The sequence below is a fragment of the Microthrixaceae bacterium genome, assembly GCA_016702505.1.
Classification (GTDB): domain Bacteria; phylum Actinomycetota; class Acidimicrobiia; order Acidimicrobiales; family Iamiaceae; genus Aquihabitans.
This window is the reverse complement of sequence record JADJDU010000030.1, coordinates 356,580-374,815: the sequence shown is the minus strand read 5'-3', so window position 1 is coordinate 374,815 and position 18,236 is coordinate 356,580. Positions and strand designations below refer to the sequence as shown.

The 18,236-nt window shown below is 65.3% G+C and carries 15 protein-coding genes, 1 tRNA gene and 1 pseudogene; 11 read left to right on the top strand and 6 right to left on the bottom strand.

What is annotated here, in order from left to right; all coding sequences use genetic code 11:
- Entirely contained in the window at positions 1-1,140 is a 1,140-nt protein-coding gene (locus tag IPG97_18850; protein ID MBK6858544.1) for a hypothetical protein, read from the top strand.
- A gap of 150 nt (positions 1,141-1,290) precedes the next feature.
- The gene (gene dnaE, locus IPG97_18845; GenBank protein ID MBK6858543.1) at positions 1,291-4,818 is read left to right on the top strand and encodes a DNA polymerase III subunit alpha; all 3,528 of its coding nucleotides are present in this window, start codon (positions 1,291-1,293) and stop codon (positions 4,816-4,818) included.
- Positions 4,819-4,890: 72 nt separating this feature from the next.
- On the opposite strand, the gene IPG97_18840 is transcribed toward dnaE, so the two are convergent.
- On the bottom strand, positions 4,891-6,276 hold the full coding sequence (locus IPG97_18840) for a hypothetical protein (protein ID MBK6858542.1): 1,386 nt from the start codon (positions 6,274-6,276) through the stop codon (positions 4,891-4,893).
- 23 nt (positions 6,277-6,299) lie between these two features.
- Complete coding sequence (locus tag IPG97_18835) at positions 6,300-6,704, bottom strand: pyridoxamine 5'-phosphate oxidase family protein (GenBank protein ID MBK6858541.1); 405 nt, start codon at positions 6,702-6,704, stop codon at positions 6,300-6,302.
- Positions 6,705-7,080: 376 nt separating this feature from the next.
- On the opposite strand from IPG97_18835, the gene IPG97_18830 reads away from it, so the two are divergent.
- Positions 7,081-7,157, top strand: a tRNA-Val gene (locus IPG97_18830).
- Positions 7,109-7,342: a relaxase domain-containing protein gene (locus IPG97_18825; protein MBK6858540.1), complete on the top strand. Its 234-nt coding sequence runs from the start codon at positions 7,109-7,111 to the stop codon at positions 7,340-7,342. Before IPG97_18830 ends, IPG97_18825 begins: the two co-directional genes overlap by 49 nt.
- Positions 7,343-7,596: 254 nt before the next feature.
- On the opposite strand, the gene IPG97_18820 is transcribed toward IPG97_18825, so the two are convergent.
- Positions 7,597-8,997 carry a DUF222 domain-containing protein gene (locus IPG97_18820; GenBank protein MBK6858539.1) on the bottom strand — a complete coding sequence of 467 codons (1,401 nt, stop codon included), beginning with the start codon at positions 8,995-8,997 and terminating at the stop codon, positions 7,597-7,599.
- A 543-nt stretch (positions 8,998-9,540) separates the two neighbouring features.
- On the opposite strand from IPG97_18820, the gene IPG97_18815 reads away from it, so the two are divergent.
- The gene (locus tag IPG97_18815) at positions 9,541-10,287 is read left to right on the top strand and encodes a class I SAM-dependent methyltransferase (protein ID MBK6858538.1); all 747 of its coding nucleotides are present in this window, start codon (positions 9,541-9,543) and stop codon (positions 10,285-10,287) included.
- A gap of 89 nt (positions 10,288-10,376) precedes the next feature.
- Here the strand turns inward: IPG97_18815 and IPG97_18810 are convergent, their stop codons facing one another.
- On the bottom strand, positions 10,377-11,363 hold the full coding sequence (locus IPG97_18810; protein MBK6858537.1) for a pirin family protein: 987 nt from the start codon (positions 11,361-11,363) through the stop codon (positions 10,377-10,379).
- 77 nt (positions 11,364-11,440) lie between these two features.
- Here IPG97_18810 and IPG97_18805 point away from each other — a divergent pair.
- The 6 genes and pseudogenes from IPG97_18805 (at position 11,441) to IPG97_18780 (ending at position 17,070) form a co-directional block, all read left to right on the top strand.
- A pseudogene (locus IPG97_18805) lies at positions 11,441-11,610 on the top strand (NAD(+)--rifampin ADP-ribosyltransferase).
- 10 nt (positions 11,611-11,620) lie between these two features.
- Positions 11,621-12,535, top strand: a complete 915-nt coding sequence (locus tag IPG97_18800; protein MBK6858536.1) for an esterase — start codon at positions 11,621-11,623, stop codon at positions 12,533-12,535.
- Between the two features lie 31 nt (positions 12,536-12,566).
- Positions 12,567-12,803, top strand: coding sequence for a hypothetical protein (locus IPG97_18795; GenBank protein MBK6858535.1), 237 nt, complete (start codon positions 12,567-12,569; stop codon positions 12,801-12,803).
- On the top strand, positions 12,800-13,192 hold the full coding sequence (locus IPG97_18790; GenBank protein MBK6858534.1) for a type II toxin-antitoxin system VapC family toxin: 393 nt from the start codon (positions 12,800-12,802) through the stop codon (positions 13,190-13,192). Before IPG97_18795 ends, IPG97_18790 begins: the two co-directional genes overlap by 4 nt.
- Positions 13,193-13,268: 76 nt before the next feature.
- On the top strand, positions 13,269-13,517 hold the full coding sequence (locus IPG97_18785) for a VapC toxin family PIN domain ribonuclease (protein ID MBK6858533.1): 249 nt from the start codon (positions 13,269-13,271) through the stop codon (positions 13,515-13,517).
- Between the two features lie 316 nt (positions 13,518-13,833).
- Positions 13,834-17,070 carry a VWD domain-containing protein gene (locus IPG97_18780; GenBank protein MBK6858532.1) on the top strand — a complete coding sequence of 1,079 codons (3,237 nt, stop codon included), beginning with the start codon at positions 13,834-13,836 and terminating at the stop codon, positions 17,068-17,070.
- A gap of 272 nt (positions 17,071-17,342) precedes the next feature.
- Here the strand turns inward: IPG97_18780 and IPG97_18775 are convergent, their stop codons facing one another.
- Both IPG97_18775 and IPG97_18770 read right to left on the bottom strand, forming a co-directional pair.
- Positions 17,343-17,639 (bottom strand): HNH endonuclease, encoded by a 297-nt coding sequence (locus IPG97_18775; protein MBK6858531.1) that lies wholly within the window; start codon positions 17,637-17,639, stop codon positions 17,343-17,345.
- Between the two features lie 93 nt (positions 17,640-17,732).
- Positions 17,733-18,134, bottom strand: a complete 402-nt coding sequence (locus IPG97_18770) for a hypothetical protein (GenBank protein ID MBK6858530.1) — start codon at positions 18,132-18,134, stop codon at positions 17,733-17,735.
- Positions 18,135-18,236 lie beyond the last annotated feature (102 nt).

Genomic DNA, 18,236 nt, shown 5'->3' with positions numbered 1-18,236 from the left:
GTGACCGGTCCCCCCACCGGGGGTCTTCGGCGGTCGGTCCTGTCCCGCCGATCTCCCGCCGTCGTCGTGGCCGGGCTGGCGGTGGCCTTGATGACTGCCCTGGTCATGGCCCTTGCGGTGGCGTTGACGGTGGGACTGGTCAGCTTCGGCGCCGCCAACGGTGGCCGCGACCTCGGGGATGGGGCCAGCTCTCACTCGTCGACCAACACTTCGAATGCCGCATCCACCACATCGCCATCCCCGGCCACGTCACGAACGACCCCGCGACCCGACACCATCGGAGGGGTGATCGCGGCGGGACAGGGCGGAGATCTGGCCGGTGCCGCCTGCGACGAGAAGTTGCTGGCATCGATGTCGGTGCCCGTTCTCGACTCCGGGCTCGTCGAGGTATCGGGGGTGGCGGTGGATGACGCTGGAACGGTGTGGGTGGTCAACGACTCTGGAGACAGCGCCCGACTGTTCGCCATCCGTTCGGGGACTGACGGGAAGCCCACGGTGCAGACGGTGACGGTGGATGGAGCCGAGAACGTCGACTGGGAGGACATGGTCCTGGCCCGAGGCCCTGGTGGTCCGATCCTGGTGTTGGCCGACACCGGAGACAATCGGATCGCTCGCGCCTCGGTGACGTTGTATCGGGTTGCAGTCCCACTCGGTGATTCCACGTCGGTGGCAGCCGAACCGATCGTGGTGGCCTACCCCGACGGGGCTCACGACGTGGAGGCGGTGGTGGCCGACGTCGACGGGTCGGTGTTGTTGATGACCAAGGAACCGGGTCGTAGTCGGGTCTACCGGGTGTCCCAGGCCACCAGTCGCCCCCCTTCGCAAGCAGCGGTGGTGGCGGAGGCGGTCGGCGTGTTCCCGGTGGGCAACGGCGAGACCAGCATGCTCACCGCCGCCGACCTGTCCGGTGATGGTTCGGTGATGGTGTTGCGCACCTACGGGTCGGTGTTCGTGGTGTCGGTGCCGGCCGGCCAGACCGTTATGGGTGCCCTCGGTGACGAGACCCGACGATGCCGAGGCGTCTCGCCGTTGGAGGTCCAAGGTGAGGCGATCGCCCTGCTGCCGGGTGCGGACGGATACGTGACGGTGGGGGAGGGATCTCGACCCCGGGTGACCACCGTGGTGGCGCCCAAGCCCTGATGTGCCCAGTGGGCGAGGCCGACCGGCGGCAAGGGTGGTACCGTCGAACGACAGCCGTGTAGTTCATCCACATGCGGTGGACAACTGCTGTGGATTACCTGTGGGAAGCCATCCTTCGGGAGGCAGCCGGTCGCGTCGGGAGGACGTCACGTGGGAGATTCGTTCACCCACCTCCATGTGCACACCGAGTACTCGATGCTCGACGGTGCCGCCCGTGTAGAGGAGGTCGTGGCCGCCGCGGCCGCCGACGGTCAACCGGCCATCGGCATCACCGACCACGGGAACATGTACGGGATCCTTCCCTTCTACAAGGCCGCCCGCGCCAACGGCATCAAGCCCATCTTGGGCAGTGAGCTCTACATGGCCTACGACTCTCGCTTGGAGCGACCCAACCGGCGAGGCAAGGTCGACGACTCCGGTGGTGACGCCGACGGCGGCAAGAAGCTCTACTACCACCTGACCGCCCTGGCCGAGAACGCCACCGGCTACCGCAACCTGATCCAGCTCTCCAGCCGGGCGTTCATGGAGGGCTACTACTACAAGCCCCGCGTCGACTGGGAGCTGCTCGACCAGCACAGCGAAGGCATCATCGCCACTACCGGGTGCCTCGGGGGCCACGTCCTCCAGCACCTCCTCCGGGGTGACTCCGAGGCGGCGCTCAAAGCCGCCGGTCGTCTCCAGGACATCTTCGGTCGAGACAACCTGTTCGTGGAGATACAGGACCACGGCATCCCCGAGCAGCACCAGACCAACCCCCAGCTCTTCGACATCGCCAAGCGCCTAGGGGCCCCGCTGCTGGCCACCAACGACAGTCACTACACCCATCGTCACGATGCCGAGTCCCACGACGCCCTGCTGTGCGTGCAGACCGGATCGCTGATGAGTGACCCCAACCGGTTCAAGTTCCACGGCGACGACCACTACCTCAAGTCGGCCCAGGAGATGCGCCACCTGTTCCGCGAGGTAGAGGTGGCTTGTGACAACACGCTTTGGGTGGCCGAACGCTGCGATGTGGAGATCGACTTCGGCGATGCTCTCCTTCCCAACTTCCCGCTACCCGACGGATTCGAGACCGACGCCGACTACCTGCGCCACCTCACGTTCGAAGGCGCCAAGGAGCGATGGGGCGACCCCCTTCCCGATGCGGTGGTCGAACGGTTGGCCTATGAGCTCCAAGTCATCGGGGACATGGGCTTCAGCTCGTACTTCCTGATCACCTGGGACCTCATCAAGCACGCCCGAGACAACAACATCCGGGTCGGTCCCGGCCGTGGCTCGGCCGCCGGTTGCGCCGTGGCCTACACGCTGTGGATCACCGACTTGGATCCGATCCGTTACGACCTGCTGTTCGAACGGTTCCTCAACCCGAGCCGCATCTCCATGCCCGACATCGACATGGACTTCGACTCTCGCTACCGAGACGAGATGATCCGCTACGCCGCCGAGCGCTACGGCCGCGACCACGTGGCCCAGATCGTCACCTTCTCAACCATCAAGGCTCGGGCCGCAGTTCGAGACGCGGCCCGGGTGCTCGGCTACCCGTACTCGGTGGGCGACAAGGTGGCCAAGGCAATGCCGCCGCTGATCATGGGGCGCGACACCCCGCTCTACGCCTGCCTCGACCAGCACCCCAAGTACGAAGACGGCTACAAGATGGCCGCCGACCTGCGCCACATGTACTTCGAGGACCCTGACGCCAAGAAGGTCATCGACGTGGCCAAGGGGTTGGAGGGCCTGCGCCGCCAAGACGGCATCCACGCCGCCGCGGTGGTGATCACCAAAGACCCCCTCACCACCTACCTGCCCATCCAACGCAAGCCGGCCGCCGGACAGCCCGTCGAGCTGGCCCCGGTAGTGACCCAATACGAGATGGGCGGGGTCGAGGAGCTGGGCCTGCTCAAGATGGACTTCTTGGGCCTACGCAACCTCGACGTCATCTCGGACACCTTGGCGATCATCAAACGGTTCCGAGGCGTGGACCTCGACATAGACCGGGTTGCGCTCGACGACGAGAAGACGTTGGCCATGCTGTGCCGGGGAGAGTCGATCGGCGTGTTCCAGCTCGAGGGCGGTGCCATGCGAACCCTCATGCGCTCGCTGGCCCCCACCTGCTTCGAAGACATCGCCGCATTGGTCGCCCTCTACCGACCCGGCCCCATGTCGGTGAACATGCACAACGACTACGCCGACATCAAGAACGAACGTAAGCCGGTCGAGTACTTCCATCCCGACGCCGAGGAACTGCTTGCCGACACCTATGGCCTGATGATCTATCAGGAGTCGGTGATGCGGGTGAGCCAGCGTTTCGCCGGCTACTCCCTGGCCGAGGCCGACAACCTCCGCAAGGCCTGCGGCAAGAAGAAGCCCGAGCTGATGGCCAAGGAGCGGGCCAAGTTCGTGGACGGCTGCGAGGCCACCGGTTACGGATCGGCGCTGGGCACCACCCTGTTCGACACCATCGAAGGATTCGCCAACTACGCCTTCAACAAGAGCCACAGCTTCGGCTACGGCCTCGTCAGCTACCAGACCGCCTACCTGAAGGCCCACTTCCCGGTCGAATACCTCTCGGCGCTGCTGACCAGCGTCAAGACCAGCCTGGAAAAGGCTGCGGTCTACCTGAACGAATGCCGCACCATGGGTATCCAGGTCCTAGTGCCAGACGTGAACCGCTCGGCGTCGGACTTCGAGCCCGCCCGACTCGACGACGGCACCGAGGTAATCCCCTTCGGTCTGTCAGCGGTGCGCAACGTGGGTGAGGCCCTGGTCGAAAAGATCATCGAGGATCGGACCGCCAACGGACCCTTCGCTGACTTCTACGACTTCTGCGAACGAGTCGACCTTTCGGTGCTCAACAAGAAGACGCTGGAGTCGCTGATCAAGGCCGGCGGCTTCGACTCCCTCGGTCACCCGCGCCGAGGTCTGTTGGCGGTGTACGAACAGATCGTCGATGCCACTATCGCCCGCCGCAAGGAGCGTGACGTCGGAATCTTCAGCCTGTTCGGTGAGGTAGAGGAAACCGGTGGAGGGTTCGACGAGAAGGTGACCATCCCGTCGCTGGCCTTCGAAAAGAAGGAACAGCTCGCCTTCGAAAAGGAGATGCTGGGCCTGTACGTGAGCGATCACCCGCTGATGGGGGCCGAGGCCGCGCTCAGCCGTCGCACCGACGGCACGATCACTGACCTGGCAGAGGTCGAGGACGGCGCCATGCGTCTCATCGGCGGAGTGGTCACCGGGCTGCAACGTAAGTGGACCAAGAAGGGTGACCTGATGGCGGTCTTCGTGTTGGAAGACCTCCAGACCTCGATCGAGGTGATGGTCTTCCCCAAGACCATGGCCGACATCGGCCACATGCTCGCCGATGACGCGGTGTTGTTGGTCAAGGGTCGGGTCGACCGACGAGACGATCAGCCCAAGCTCATCGCCATGGATGTGGAAGTGTTCGACGGCGTCATCGACGGGGCTCCACCGTTGCGGGTGAAGGTCTCCCCGGCTCGCCTGAGCCAGGACACCGTCGACGACCTCAAGGCCATCCTCACCCGTTTCCCTGGCGAGTCGATGGTGTTCATCCACCTCGGCGAAGACAAGGTGCTGCGTCTTCCCGATCAGTTCTGCGTTGACACCAACGGTGGTCTGATCGGTGAGCTACGGGTGCTGCTCGGCCAGGCTGCAATTTTGTGACCTGACCTGACCTGACCTGACCTGACCTGACCGTGCTCGACCGGGGCTGGGCCCGGGGCACGTATGCGCCGGTCAACAGGTGGGGTTCGGCTGGGTTCGGGCGATCCGGGCGGCCAGCCAGTCGGCGCCTTCGGCGATGGTGGGGACGGCGCCAGCAACGCGGCCGGCCCCAGCGATCACCCGACGTTCGGTGGGCACGCCGCTGGCACAGAGCCGATCCTGGAGCGCTTGGCTGTGTTCGACAGGTACGGATTCATCGGCGTCGCCGTGGAAGATCAGTACCGGGGCCGCGGCGGAATCCTTCCCCGGTGTGTTGGCCGAGATCCAAGCCGGCCAGAGCTCGTTCTGGGCCTGGGACTGTTGGAGCAGGGGCTTGGCGGCCAGCGACTCCGCGGCCTGAGGGTCGGGCCGGCAGCTGGCACTCATCAGATCCACGAGCTGCTCGCCGTCCGGGGTGAGGACGTCGGCTAGATCGATACTCGGGTCTTCTTGAGCCATTCCGGCGGCCAACATCGACCTGGATCCATCGTCGAAGAACCCGCCGGGAGCCAACAGCTCAGCCAACTCGGACGCCGGTGCACCGGAGACCGTGCCGTGGATCACAAGCTCTGGAGTCCACTCCGCGGCATGTTGGTTGGCCCAGAGCGCGGCATGGCCACCCTGGGAGTAGCCCATGATCCCAACGTCACTTCGAAGCTTCAGGTCCGGGAGCTGACCGGCGGCCCGGACGATGTCGAGGGTGGCTCGGGCTTCGCTGACCCCGCTGAGATACGGGTGGATGCCAGGTCCACCGATGCCCTCGTAGTCGGTGACGGTGGCCACCATGTCGAGGCGCGAGACGGCATCTTCCACCAGGAACGCTTCGGCGGCTAGGAGCGGATCAGACCCCTGGGTCTCGTCGACAGCCATTGATATGGCGCAGTTGTCGGCGATTCCGCTCGAGCCTCGGCTGTAGGTGAGCACCGGCCATCCCCCCGAGGGTCCATCTCCGGATGGCACCGCCACCAGCCCGGTCACCACCGTGGGTTCACCACGGCGGGTCTCGGACAGGTACATGACCCGGTATCGGGTCATCCCGTTGGGCTGGTTGCCGGTGAGCTGGTAGCGAACCAGGTCACCGTGGTTGCCCGCGGGGACGGGCTCAGGAGTGGCGTAGAACGAGGTGTCGGTGGCGTCGAACAACTCCGGCACCAGCATCGGCGGAGTCGTGGTCTCGGCACCGGAAGGAGTGTTGCCCGACGACGTGGGTGCGACCGTGGTTGCACTGTCAGCACCGTCGTCGGTGTTGCTACACCCGGCTGTGCTGATCGCGCCGAGTCCGAGCACGGCAGTGGTGAAGATGGCGGCCATACGCCGTGGCGGGGCTGGTGCCCGGCGGGTTCTTCTGATCATCGGCAGGTCCTGGTCGTCCTCGTCACCAGACCCCGCGGTCGGGAACGCTCTCGTGGGATGGGGCATGTCTGGCGGTCGATCCGTTCTGCTCAGAGGTTCTCGGTGCGGGCAGGGTCGTTGGCTGGGAGTACGTCACTGAACACCTGGATCCGCTTCCAGTCCGGGATCGGGGCCGTCACCCCCGGGCGCGGGACGTAGGGCGAGATCGAGTCGCCCTGGTGGATGTAGCGGCCGCAATTGGGGAAGATGCGGGCGATCTGTACCGCCAACACGGCCTCGGCGCCGAGGAAGTCTCCGGTGATCGCAGGATCGGTGAGGACGGTGCCATGACCGTGGAGGCGCATTCGCCAAGGCCGGTCGTTGTCCACGAACAACAGGGCCACCCGTCCGGTGTCTTCGATGTTGCCCAGGGTTCGCCACATGCCGTTGCCGTTGTAGAACGGGATCTGGAGCTGGTGGGGGGCTGACCACCCGAACGAAGCCTCGCTCGCCACCCTTGTAGGAAACGTCGGGCCAACCGTCGATGTCGGTGGTGGCAACCCACACCGTGCTCTGGTCGGCGATGAGGTCGAGGTCTCCGGCATCGAGGGCATCGTGCACGGTGAGCTCGGCCAGTCGATCGGCGATGCGCCGGGAGTCGAACTGCTCCTGCAGGTCGCGCGATCCAGGCCCGTAGAGGGTGCCGACTGGCGTCGTCGAGGAATCCATCACGGCACCTCCAGTTGGAGCGGACTTGGATGCTCGTCACCGGCGGACCCCTGCCGATAGCGTGCTCCGCCAGCAGGCTACCGGTGTATGTCGATGGGTGAATGCCAGCGTGGGCTTGTGGGTTCGGGCTACAGCGACGGGGCTGCTACCTTGTCGGTCCCCGGGCGATTAGCTCAGTTGGTTAGAGCACCTGCATGACGCGCAGGGGGTCGGGGGTTCGACTCCCTCATCGCCCACCACGACTGGCCTGCGGAACCCTCCGCAGGCCAGTTCTGGTTTTCGGCCGGGCTTTGACCTCACCTTCAAGACACCCAAGTCTCTGTCGGTCCTGTACGCCGTCACCGACAACCCTCGAGTCCAAGGGGCGATCATCGAGGCCGGCGACGCCGCGGTCCGCGCCACCCTCGGGTGGCTCGAACGCTAGGCATCCATGTGTGGCGGGGAACCGGCAACAAGCGCTACCTCACCGATTCTGCTCCCGAGGTCGGGCATTTCCGAGCCACTCGACGAGGTCAGCTGGGAACAGCTGTGGTCGGTGGGCCACGGCTACACAATCCGACTCGAGTAGATCGCCGAGTCGGGGTCTCTTCCCGGCTTGATCTGGCGGTTGCTCGTGCGGGTCCGACCAAACGATGGTGGCTACGTGGGGCCGTGTGCCCGCTGGTCGTGTTATCCGGTCTAGTCGGGTTGGTCGGGGTCGTCGTCTTCGGTGAGTGGCTGGCGTCTTGTGGGGGGTGGTTCTCGGCCGGGGCGTTGGTGGTTGTGGCGGGGGCATAGGAGGCGGCCGTTGTCGATGCTGGTGGTGCCGCCGTCGGTGTGTTCGGTGATGTGGTCGACGTGGCAGTACTCGGCGGGTACGTCGCATGTGGGGTGCTGGCAGTGGCGGTCTCTGATTTCGACCGCTCGTCGCCATCCGCCGGTGAAGAATCGTTGGGGGCTGGTGATGTTGACGGGTTGAGCGGTGGGGGAGAACACGATCCGTTCGAAGTCGGCTTGGAAGAGGAGTTTGGCGATCTCGAGGCGGTTGAGGACAAGGCCGTTGAAGGTCTCTCGTATCGGGCCGAACAGTTCACCGGCTGACACGATCACGGTGATGAGAGGTCGGGGTCGTTGGCCATCTGTCGGAGTGGTGGCGGCGCGGGTGGCCATTTCGACCAGGGCGTCGGCGTTGCGTTGGGCGGCGGTGCGGATCTGTTGTGCGGTGCGCACGACCTCGGTGGGATCGGCGTCGGGGCCGAGTTGGGTGCGGGCGGTGGCTAGGTCGGCTTCCCACAGTTCGTGGTTGATGCGTTCCCAGGTGTCGGCGACGATCTGGCCTGACACCTTGTCGAGGCTGCCGAGGAGTTCCCAACGGTTGCCGATCTGGATGGCGCGGGCGTTTCGGTGGGCGCGTTCTCTCTTGTCTCGTCGGTCGAGGTCATCGGGGTTGGTGGGGTCGTTGTGGGCATCGTCGGATGCGGTTTCGAACATGGCGACGGTTCGTTCGAAGGTCGTCCAGTCGGCGGTGGTGGCGACGGTTACGAGATGCTCCTCTACGGCGGTGAAGTCGGCGGCCCGTTCGGGGGTAGCGGCGCGGGTGAGTCGTTCGACGTGGTCCGTTGAGATGTCCCCGGTCTGCCATGCGGCTGACACCAGGGGCATGGAACGGGTGGAGCGGGCGGTGTGCACGGCGCGGTTGGTTGTTTGGCGGCGACAGCCGACGTCTCGGGCGAGTCGGGCTCCGGGGGCTTTGGATCCGTCGTTGGCCCACAACACGCGTGCGTCCCAGCGGGCCACGAAGCTGGCGGCCTTCGCGTCGAGGAGGGACCGGAACCGCATCAGTTCGATCACCGTTTCGCTCAGCGTGTCGTCGTCGAGACCTTCGGGCCCGGCCAGGGTGTCGAGTGCCTCGACCAGGTCAGCTGCCAGCCCTCGGACGGGACCGGTGGCGCGCTCACCCCGGTCCCACAAACCCCGCCCATGGCCCGGGGCAGCCTTCTTCCCGACCTCATCGCTGGCGCGTTCATGGCCCGTGCCCCAGTCGATGTGGCCCGGACTCCACCCGTCGGGATCGCGGCGCTCGTGGTCGAAGTGGTCCATGACCCCATGATCCCCACCCCCAGTGACAAAAGGCAGTGAAACACCAGGGGAGTTGCCAACAAATACTGATGTTCTCACCCAGTGGTCACCGGGTCACCCTTTGAGACCGCTCGGAGAAGGGCGGAACGCAAGCCGCTCGAGCTCCGTGTGGCCGAGATCGAGATCTACCTCAGGGCACTGGCATGACCTCGGCTCCGCATGTCCGTCGAACCCACGAAGGACTGATGGTCTGATCCCGAGTCCGAGACCATCTTGCATGGCCAAGCAGCATCCCGGGCGGCGCCAATCGAGATGGCTCCCATGCCCGAATGTTTGAGACGCCCGTCGCTGTCACGGCGGTGGCGTACCTAGGGCCGACGTCTTCAGGAGGGAGTGCATATGGCGAGTATTGAGAACCGGCTACCGATGGACGGGGTCGGCAACGATGTTGGGGGCGGTGGCTCGAGACCCACCTCAACTGTTCAAACCCGCCGACCGGGTGACACATTCGAGGAGACCCACAGCACGTCTCCCGTGGACTTGGTCTCATGGGTGGTCGGTGGGATGGACCTCGCCCAGGTGCGCTCGGTGGTCGACCTCGGCTGTGGGCGTGGCCGGTTCGCCCTGGCGGTCGCACGAGCGTTGGGTCCTGACGGAGCGGTGCATGCCGTGGACAACAACCAGCGGTACCTGGACGAGTTGGATCGTCGGGCGCAGGACGCCGGCCTGGAGATCGAGACGATCAACGCCGACATCCTGGACGAGTTGGCGATCCCCGAAGGTTCGGCCGACCTGGTGATGTTGAACTTCGTCCTCAACCTGATGCGCGGACCTCGCCTCGACCGATGCATCGATCGCGCTGTGCGCCTGATGCACCCGGACGGGGTTCTCCACGTGACCGCCTACGGACGTCACCACATGGCCGACGTCTATGACTGGATGACCGAGGCTTTGATCCTGGTCGGCCTTCCGCCCGAGGACGCCACCCGGCGGACCAGGCGGATGGCCGCGGCGGTACCGCCCTTCACCCTTGGTGTCGGTCCCGAGAGACTGCGTCAGCACTTCGACCGTGTGGTCCTCGACCAGTTCCACGACGTTCTGGAGGTGACTCCCAACGAGGTCGACGTGCTCCTCGGGGAACGGACCTACGGCTCACCTCGGTTTGCGAGGGATTTGCCCGATGGGACCTCGATCGTGGAGATCGGCGAGGCAATCCGTGGGGTCATGCGGTCTCGCACCGTGAACGGGTTGCTGCCCCTTCGTTGCGATATCGGAACGTTGACCGCGACCGGGCGAATTGACCTGGACTGAGTCGGTCATCGGTCCCTCGCTCAGCGCGGCACCGGACTATTTGGCCCACAGGCCTCATGGGTCAGAGATAGACGGTCGACCCGTGAGGTTCAGTCGGTGGCCTTTGTCCACGGTGGGGTGGGAGCGGGGATGCGGGCCAGTGCGGAGCCCGGGTCCCCGAAACGGTCCGAGCCTGCCCCCCAGGCACGGTTGGCCTCGTCGACCTCATCTCGGGACCGGGCCACGTAGTTCCACCACATGAACACCTCCTCGGGGAATGGCACTCCTCCCAGGAGCATCACCCGCATCGGTTGCCGGTAGCTCCCACCGGTGGAGTCATCGCCAATGGGTGACAGCGTCACCTCCGAACGACCCGGCGCAAGGTAGGCGACCTGGCCCACCGCGAGTCGTCGACCCTCGATCTCGATGTCATCGTCGAGCGGGTAGATCGCATGTTCGTGGCCGGCGTCCAGGTCCAGGCCGACGCTCCCGCGCAGATCCACCTCGGCTCCGAAGTGGTCGGTGTCGGCTCGGGCGCTCGAGCGGAGTCCCGCGCCGGTGGGTCCTGTCAATCCGCCGATCAGCAGGGTCGCCGTGCCTCGCCCGAGGTCGACGCGTGGTAGGTCTTCAAGGTGCTCGAAGGCGGCGTCGCCGTTGCGGGTGGCCTCGGGTAGCGCCACCCAGAGTTGGGTCCCATGGGAGCTGCCGGTACGGGTGAGGTCGGCCTCCTCGGCATGGGCGATCCCGCGGCCGGCGGTCATCAAGTTGAGCTGGCCAGGGCGGATCGGCTGCTCAGACCCGAGGCTGTCACGGTGGAGCAGGTGCCCGTCCAACAGCCAGGTGACGGTCTGGAGTCCGATGTGAGGATGTGGGCCAATGGCACCCAACCCGGCCTTGGCGGGGCCGAAGTGATCAGCGAAGCACCAGGCCCCGACGGTGCGCCGTGCCCTTCGGGGCAGCGCGCGGCGAACGGTCGTGGAGCCGACCTTGGCTTCCCTCGCCGGTTCGATACTGACGGACGCCCCTGGTTGAGCTTGGGCGGGCTCGGTCGGGTCGGCAAAGGCTGTAGGCAGCTCGGTCTCGCTCGTTTCGTCCACGAAACCAGCCTGCCAGGCGATGGCGTGAGCGACACCTGTACCTCTGATCGAGGCGGAATGGCCGGTATCGTCGACTGGTGCGCGACGTTTCGGACCAGGGTCCGTTCTTCCATGGCACCGTTGCTGGTCTGGCGGCTGGCGACTTGGTGAGCGCCGTTTTCCGTCGAACTACCGGCCCGAGATCGTGATGAACCACGTCTACTTCACCGCCCTGGTCGACGGTGCTGGGTTAGCGGCTGAGATCATCAACTAGTGACGTGACCGGAACCAGGGATTCGGTACTTACCCGGCGCCAATTGTTGATTGGTGCTGCTGCTGGGGTGGGGGCTGTCGGGCTCGGAGGCCTGCTGGTCGAACGCGGGACCCTGCCGGGGAGGGCGAGACTCCATCGAGCGCTTGGACTCGACGACATCGACTTCCCCATCCCCGATGTCGAGCCGGGTCCCCGGGTCGAGGGGTCTTTCGGTTCCAAACAAATGGCCTCTGACATCGGATGGTCTGTCTCGTACCCGCCAGGAGCGGTCGAGGGAGATGACCTTCCCGTCCTGCTCACTCTCCACGGTCGATCGGGCGACCATGGCACCGCGTTCGCTGACTTGGGATTGGACCGATTTCTGGCGCAAGCCGTTCATCGTGGAAGCGCTCCCTTCGCCATTGCCACGGTCGATGGTGGGACGTCGTATTGGCATGGCCGGGCCGACGGCACCGATAGCAGGGCGATGGTCATCAAGGAGTTCCTGCCGCTCCTCGCCGCTAGAGGGCTCGACACCAACAGGCTGAGCCTTCTCGGCTGGTCGATGGGTGGCTTCGGGGCGCTAGCTCTGGCAGCCAGTGGTGAAAGCCCGCCGCTCCGATCGGTCTCGACGCTGAGCGCGGCACTGTTCGTGTCCTTCGACTCCTCCGCCGATGGCGCATTCGACGACGAGGCTGATTTCCGTCGCCACGAAGTGCTGGCTCAGGTCGATCGGCTGGTCGGGGTCCCGCTGCGCATCGACTGTGGTGACGTCGATCCCTTTGCCGAAGCCAACCGAGAGCTCCGGCAGCGACTGATGGCCGCTGGGGCGGAACCAGACGGAGGTATCCAGCCGGGCGGGCACACCTATGGGTACTGGAGGAAGATGGCCGCCCGCCACCTGTCCTTCGCGGCGTCCCACCTCAGTCGGTCCGCCTGAGAGATGCGACCTTGCATGATATGATGCGTCTATGCCTCGTACCATTCAGATTCGTGACGTGGACGATGAGGTTTACGACGCGCTGGCCAAGCGCGCTGGGGAACTGGGCCTATCGGTTCCGGAGTTCCTCCGCCGTGAGACGGAACGTCTGGCAGCCCGGCCGTCAATTGACGAGTGGTTGGAGAGGACGAGACGCCGCAGCGGTGAGAGAACCCATCGGGAGACGCTGGAAGCGCTAGATGAACTTCGAGGTCCATGGCCGACGTGATCATCGTGGATGCCTCCTGTCTGTATGAGGTGCTGGTCGACACACCTCGGTCGGAGTCGATTCGAACTCGTATGGGACAGGACTCCGAACAGGCGGCCCCCCACGTGGTCGACATCGAAGTCTTCAGCCTCATTCGGCGCGACTTCCTGTCAGGATCACTGGATTCAACCGCGGCCGCCCTGGCGGTAGCAGACCTGCGGATGTGGCCAGGCGAGCGGTATGGCCACCGGGGATTGCTGTCGCGGGCTTGGGAATTGAGGGAGAACGTGAGAGGTTGGGACGCCGCCTACGTGGCGTTGGCGGAGGCGCTGGATGCCACCTTGATCACGCTCGATGGGCGCTTGGCCAGAGCCGAGGGGCCGACCTGTCGGATCGAACTGATCGCCTGACGAACCCACCGACCCGCTTCCAACCTGTGCTGCTCTAGCTCAGCGGGCCGCGTGTAGCACCGCCAATCTCTCCGAGGTGGCACAGAAGGTCATCGCGGCGGGTGGGGACTGGTCTCTGGTTCGGGGGCTTCTGTCCAGCTACGACGTGGTGATCGAACCGGTACTGGAGGTCGACGCTGAATGGGCGGCCACGCGCTGGCGTCGAGGTGAGGGGTTGTCGCTCGGTGACCGCCTCTGCCTCGCCCTCGGGCACCGACTCGGGTTGGCGGTCCTGACCGCCGATCAATCGTGGGGAGAGAACGAGGAGATCCGCCAAATCCGCTGACCCGAGCGGGGCGGCTCGGTCTTGCTCGTTTCATCGACGAAGCCCGGCCTGCCGGGAGATGGGTTGTGCGACACCTGAACCTCGACCCGAGCCGACAGCCTGACCTGTCGGATTGAACCGATCACCTGACCAACCCGCCGAGTCGGACTGGTCCCACCCCGGCGACACCCCTTCGAAGTTCATGCAACGATGCTGCGATGAATCGATACGGCGGACCAACCGACACCTCGAGACCGGGTAGCCGAGTTCAGTCTGCTGGGACCGCCCGGGATCGAAAGGGCGCGCAGCGATGAGGCGAGGCACTCGAGTGCTACTAGTGCTCCTGGCCACGGTGCTCCTGGCCTCGGGGTGTTCGAGTTCGGGTGATGCCAAGGACGACTCGGCGCCCACCCCACGGTCGGGGGACACCGCGCCAGCATCGGCATCCGACGTGGCTCTGGACGGCCAGGTCGTCGGCGAGGAAGGGTACGAGGACGTCGTGCAGCCCGAATGGGTTCCATCGACCATCGCCGAGGAGGTCGCGCTCAGGGAGGACACCGACGGTCTCGATGCTCAGGTTGCGGTGGACCTGTTCGACCTGGCGTTCGGCGAAATGCCGGGGGCGACCACCTCTGAGCTCACCGAACCTGGCCCGGTGTCAACGACGCGAGCACTGGGCCTGGTCGAGCAGTTCAAGAGCGACCTCACGCCCGAGCAGCGGTCCCGCGTGGCTGAGGTGCTGGCTCAGTTCGGTCCGGGAATCCCGGTGACGCCCGAAGATGCGTCCATCCCGCTACCACCGGAATGGGGATCTGGCCTGAGTGGTGACTCGACCGATGGCGAGGCGACGCCGACCACGATGGAGGAATCACCGCTCGACCCGATCCCGGGCCCGTCGTCGATCCCTGTGCCCCCGACCTCGTCGCCAGCCGGGCCAGGGATTCGGCAGTCCTTCTCCCGGTCCGCCGCATCGTCGGGCACGGTCAGCGCCGCCGCGGCCGAACCTGACGCGGAGCTAAAGAAGCTCTTCACCGGCCTCGTCGCCCAGATCGCCCAGGGGTGGAGGACTCGTCTCGGCAACGTCGGGTTGCCCAACCTGACACTCAGCTTTTCGACGACACCGTTCACCACCGGACAGGGTCTGGACGCCTACGCCACGGCCAGCCAGGAGGATCTGGGCTGCCTCATCACCTTCTACCCGTCGCTCTACGACAACCTTGGCGAGGTAGGCCCGAGCTACACGAAGTTCGTCATCGCTCACGAGTTGTTTCACTGCGTGCAGTTCGAATGGGCGCCCACCGTCTATGCATCCTCACCCCAATGGGTGATAGAGGGCGGGGCCGACTTCGCCGGCCTTGACTACTACCGCAAGCAGGTTCAGCCCGATGAGTTCTTCCTGGCCTGGTTCGCGGCTCGGGAAGCGCCGCTCAGCGCTCGCAGCTACAGCGGCGCCGGATTGTGGGAAGCAGTCGCTGCGGAAGGGCTAGACCCCTACGCCTCGATAAAGCTCGCACTGCGGGCATCGGGATCCACCGAGACTGTCCTGGCTCAGGCGGGCCTCAACTCTCCCCGCTTCTTGCTGGCATGGCCGACGCGAACTGTCCGAACTCAGGCCTATCAACATCCGTCGTGGACGATGCCATGGGCCGGGCTCGGTGAAGGCAAGCACGAGAACTTCGACAAGGGTCGTGCTATCAACCTCGGTGGAACGAACCTCTCCGGACCGTCCAACTTCTCCCACGCGCTGCAAGCGCATGTGTTCGGTTCAGGAGTGGACGTGGTGACGGTGCGCAACAAGGGTCGCCACCTCGTCTCGCTGGCCAACGATCGGGAGAACATCGTCCTCGGCTCCGACGAGGACATCGTCTTGTGCGTCGACGAGGCGCGGTGCGCCTGTCCCAACGGAAACTACGGCGGCATGAGGTTCTTCAACTCGACCGACGTTGCCGTCGGCTTCTCGGCTTCCCACGAGGCCGGGATGGTCACGATGTTGGCCGAGAAGTTCGACAAGAAGAAGCACTGCAAACCGAAGCGACCCAAGGGGTCAAGTGACGGCGATCCCCACATGATCACCATGGATGGGATCGCCTACGAGTTGATGGCGGCGGGGGAGTTCGTGCTGGCCTCCGCTCCCGACTTCGACGTTCAGATCAGGACCGCTCCGGCAGCGACCGCCGCCGACCGATATTCGCTCATCACCTCGGTGGCGGTCCGCCTAGGTGATGACCGGGTCACGTTCACCGTTGCCGATTACCTGTCCGATCCTGACGAGGTTCAAGTGCGACACAACGGCGAACGGGGCGACCTGGCCGGCGGGACCATGGGCGGGTGGACCCTGACACGCGAGGACAGTCGTAACTGGGTCCTGACCGCCGCCGACGGCACTGGGATTCGCCTCAAGTTCAGAAACGGATTCTTCGTGGAGGTGACGCCGCCGGTGGCGACGGCCAAACAGATGGTCGGTCTGCTCGGTTCCGCCAACGGTGACCCGCTCGATGATGTCCGAACCGCCCAAGGTGTCGAGGTCAACGCCAACGATCCCGATGCGATTCATGGTCGATTCGCGGACTCGTGGCGTGTAACCGATCAAACGTCGTTGTTCGATTACGGCGCCGGTGAGTCGACCGACACCTACACCGACCGCGACTACCCCGGAGACATCGAGAAGCTGGCGACCACCGAGTTCCGAGAGGCTCGACGTCGCTGCCACCAGTCCATGGGAAGGGCGGCCACCACACCCGAGATCGACGCATGTGCGTTCGACCTGGTGGCCTCGGGGCGCGACGACTACGTCGAGGCCTACACCGAACTTGTGGAACAACGCAGCGATTCCCCGTCGGTGGCAGACGAAGCGCCGCCCGATCGCCCGACTACGACAAGGTCCGGCGGAGCCGAGCCGACGACAGGCAGGCCGGCACTTCGCCTGAAGGGCAAGCTCGCCCCCATTTCTGATCCGAGCCCGCCAGCCGACTCCGAGCTGACGTTGCGTGGCGATGTGCAGGTACCCGCCGGGTCGGTGATCACATTGGTCCTGGAGTGCCCGGCCGGTGTCGACTACAGCGCCAACATCGGCGGCCCCGGCGGTGGTTCCGCCGTGGTCGGTCTATGCGGCGACTCCACCCCGTTGCTCGATGACAACGACTCGCCCCACTCGGGGGAGGCCTATGTCTGGGTGCCAGACGCGGGTACCTATGAGGTCGTCCTCGAGGACAATTCGGTCGCCGGCAGAACCCGTGTCGTCGATATGGCGGTATTCGTGGACGCCGATCCTCAGGTCGACGATCTCACGGCGTCGTGGCGCGGTGAACTGTCAGGGCTGGGGGACGTGGCGACCCTGCCAATTGAAGGGGGCGCCGACTATGAGACGGTGACCTTGGAATCGTCTTCTGCTTCCAACCTGTGCGTGACCGTCATTCAGGTCGTCGACGACGAGGTCGCGGTTCCGATCCCCACCTGCGATTCGCCCGACGAGACCGTCGCGGCTGCCGTCGGAGGTGGAACCGATGCACTGTTGATCGTTCATTCACGCGACGCTTCAGGCGGTGCCTTCCGCTTTGATCGGAAAGGGACCTGAAACCAGATCGGGCGGCACGCACACTGTGGGGAAAAGTGAACTATGACCGAAGGGATCACCACGGCGTCGCCTGTTGATCGGTGCCGGCTCTGGGGTGGGGACTGGGGTGGCAGTGGCCGTGGCCGGAGCCGGTGGCCTGCTTCGACCGACGTCGTGCGCGGGGTCGGTCGCTCGACCTTGAGCGGAGTAATGATCACTCCAACCGTGCGCTGAAGGGGCATTGACGTTCCATCGGGCTGGGTTGCCGATCCTTCCTGTGGCAGCGGTTGCACTCACCCGGGTTGGTCAGGGTCGTCGTCGGGGTTGGCGGCTGACCTTCGGGCGGCTGGTGGTCTGCGGCCGGGGCGTTGGTGGTTGTGGCGGGGGCATAGGAGGCGGCCGTTGTCGATGCTGGTGGTGCCGCCGTCGGTGTGTTCGGTGATGTGGTCGACGTGGCAGTACTCGGCTGGTACGTCGCAGGTGGGGTGCTGGCAGTGGCGGTCTCTGATTTCGACCGCTCGTCGCCATCCGCCGGTGAAGAATCGTTGGGGGCTGGTGATGTTGACGGGTTGAGCGGTGGGGGAGAACACGATCCGTTCGAAGTCGGCTTGGAAGAGGAGTTTGGCGATTTCGAGGCGGTTGAGACAAGGCCGTTGAAGGTCTCTCGTATCGGGCCGAACAGTTCACCGGCTGACACGATCACGGTGATGAGAGGTCGGGGTCGTTGGCCATCTGTCGGAGTGGTGGCGGCGCGGGGTGGCCATTTCGACCAGGGCGTCGGCGTTGCGTTGGGCGGCGGTGCGGATCTGTTGTGCGGTGCGCACGACCTCGGTGGGATCGGCGTCGGGGCCGAGTTGGGTGCGGGCGGTGGCTAGGTCGGCTTCCCACAGTTCGTGGTTGATGCGTTCCCAGGTGTCGGCGACGATCTGGCCTGACACCTTGTCGAGGCTGCCGAGGAGTTCCCAACGGTTGCCGATCTGGATGGCGCGGGCGTTTCGGTGGGAGCGTTCTCTCTTGTCTCGTCGGTCGAGGTCATCGGGGTTGGTGGGGTCGTTGTGGGCATCGTCGGATGCGGTTTCGAACATGGCGACGGTTCGTTCGAAGGTCGTCCAGTCGGCGGTGGTGGCGACGGTTACGAGGTGTTCTTCTACGGCGGTGAAGTCGGCGGCCCGTTCGGGGGGTAGCGG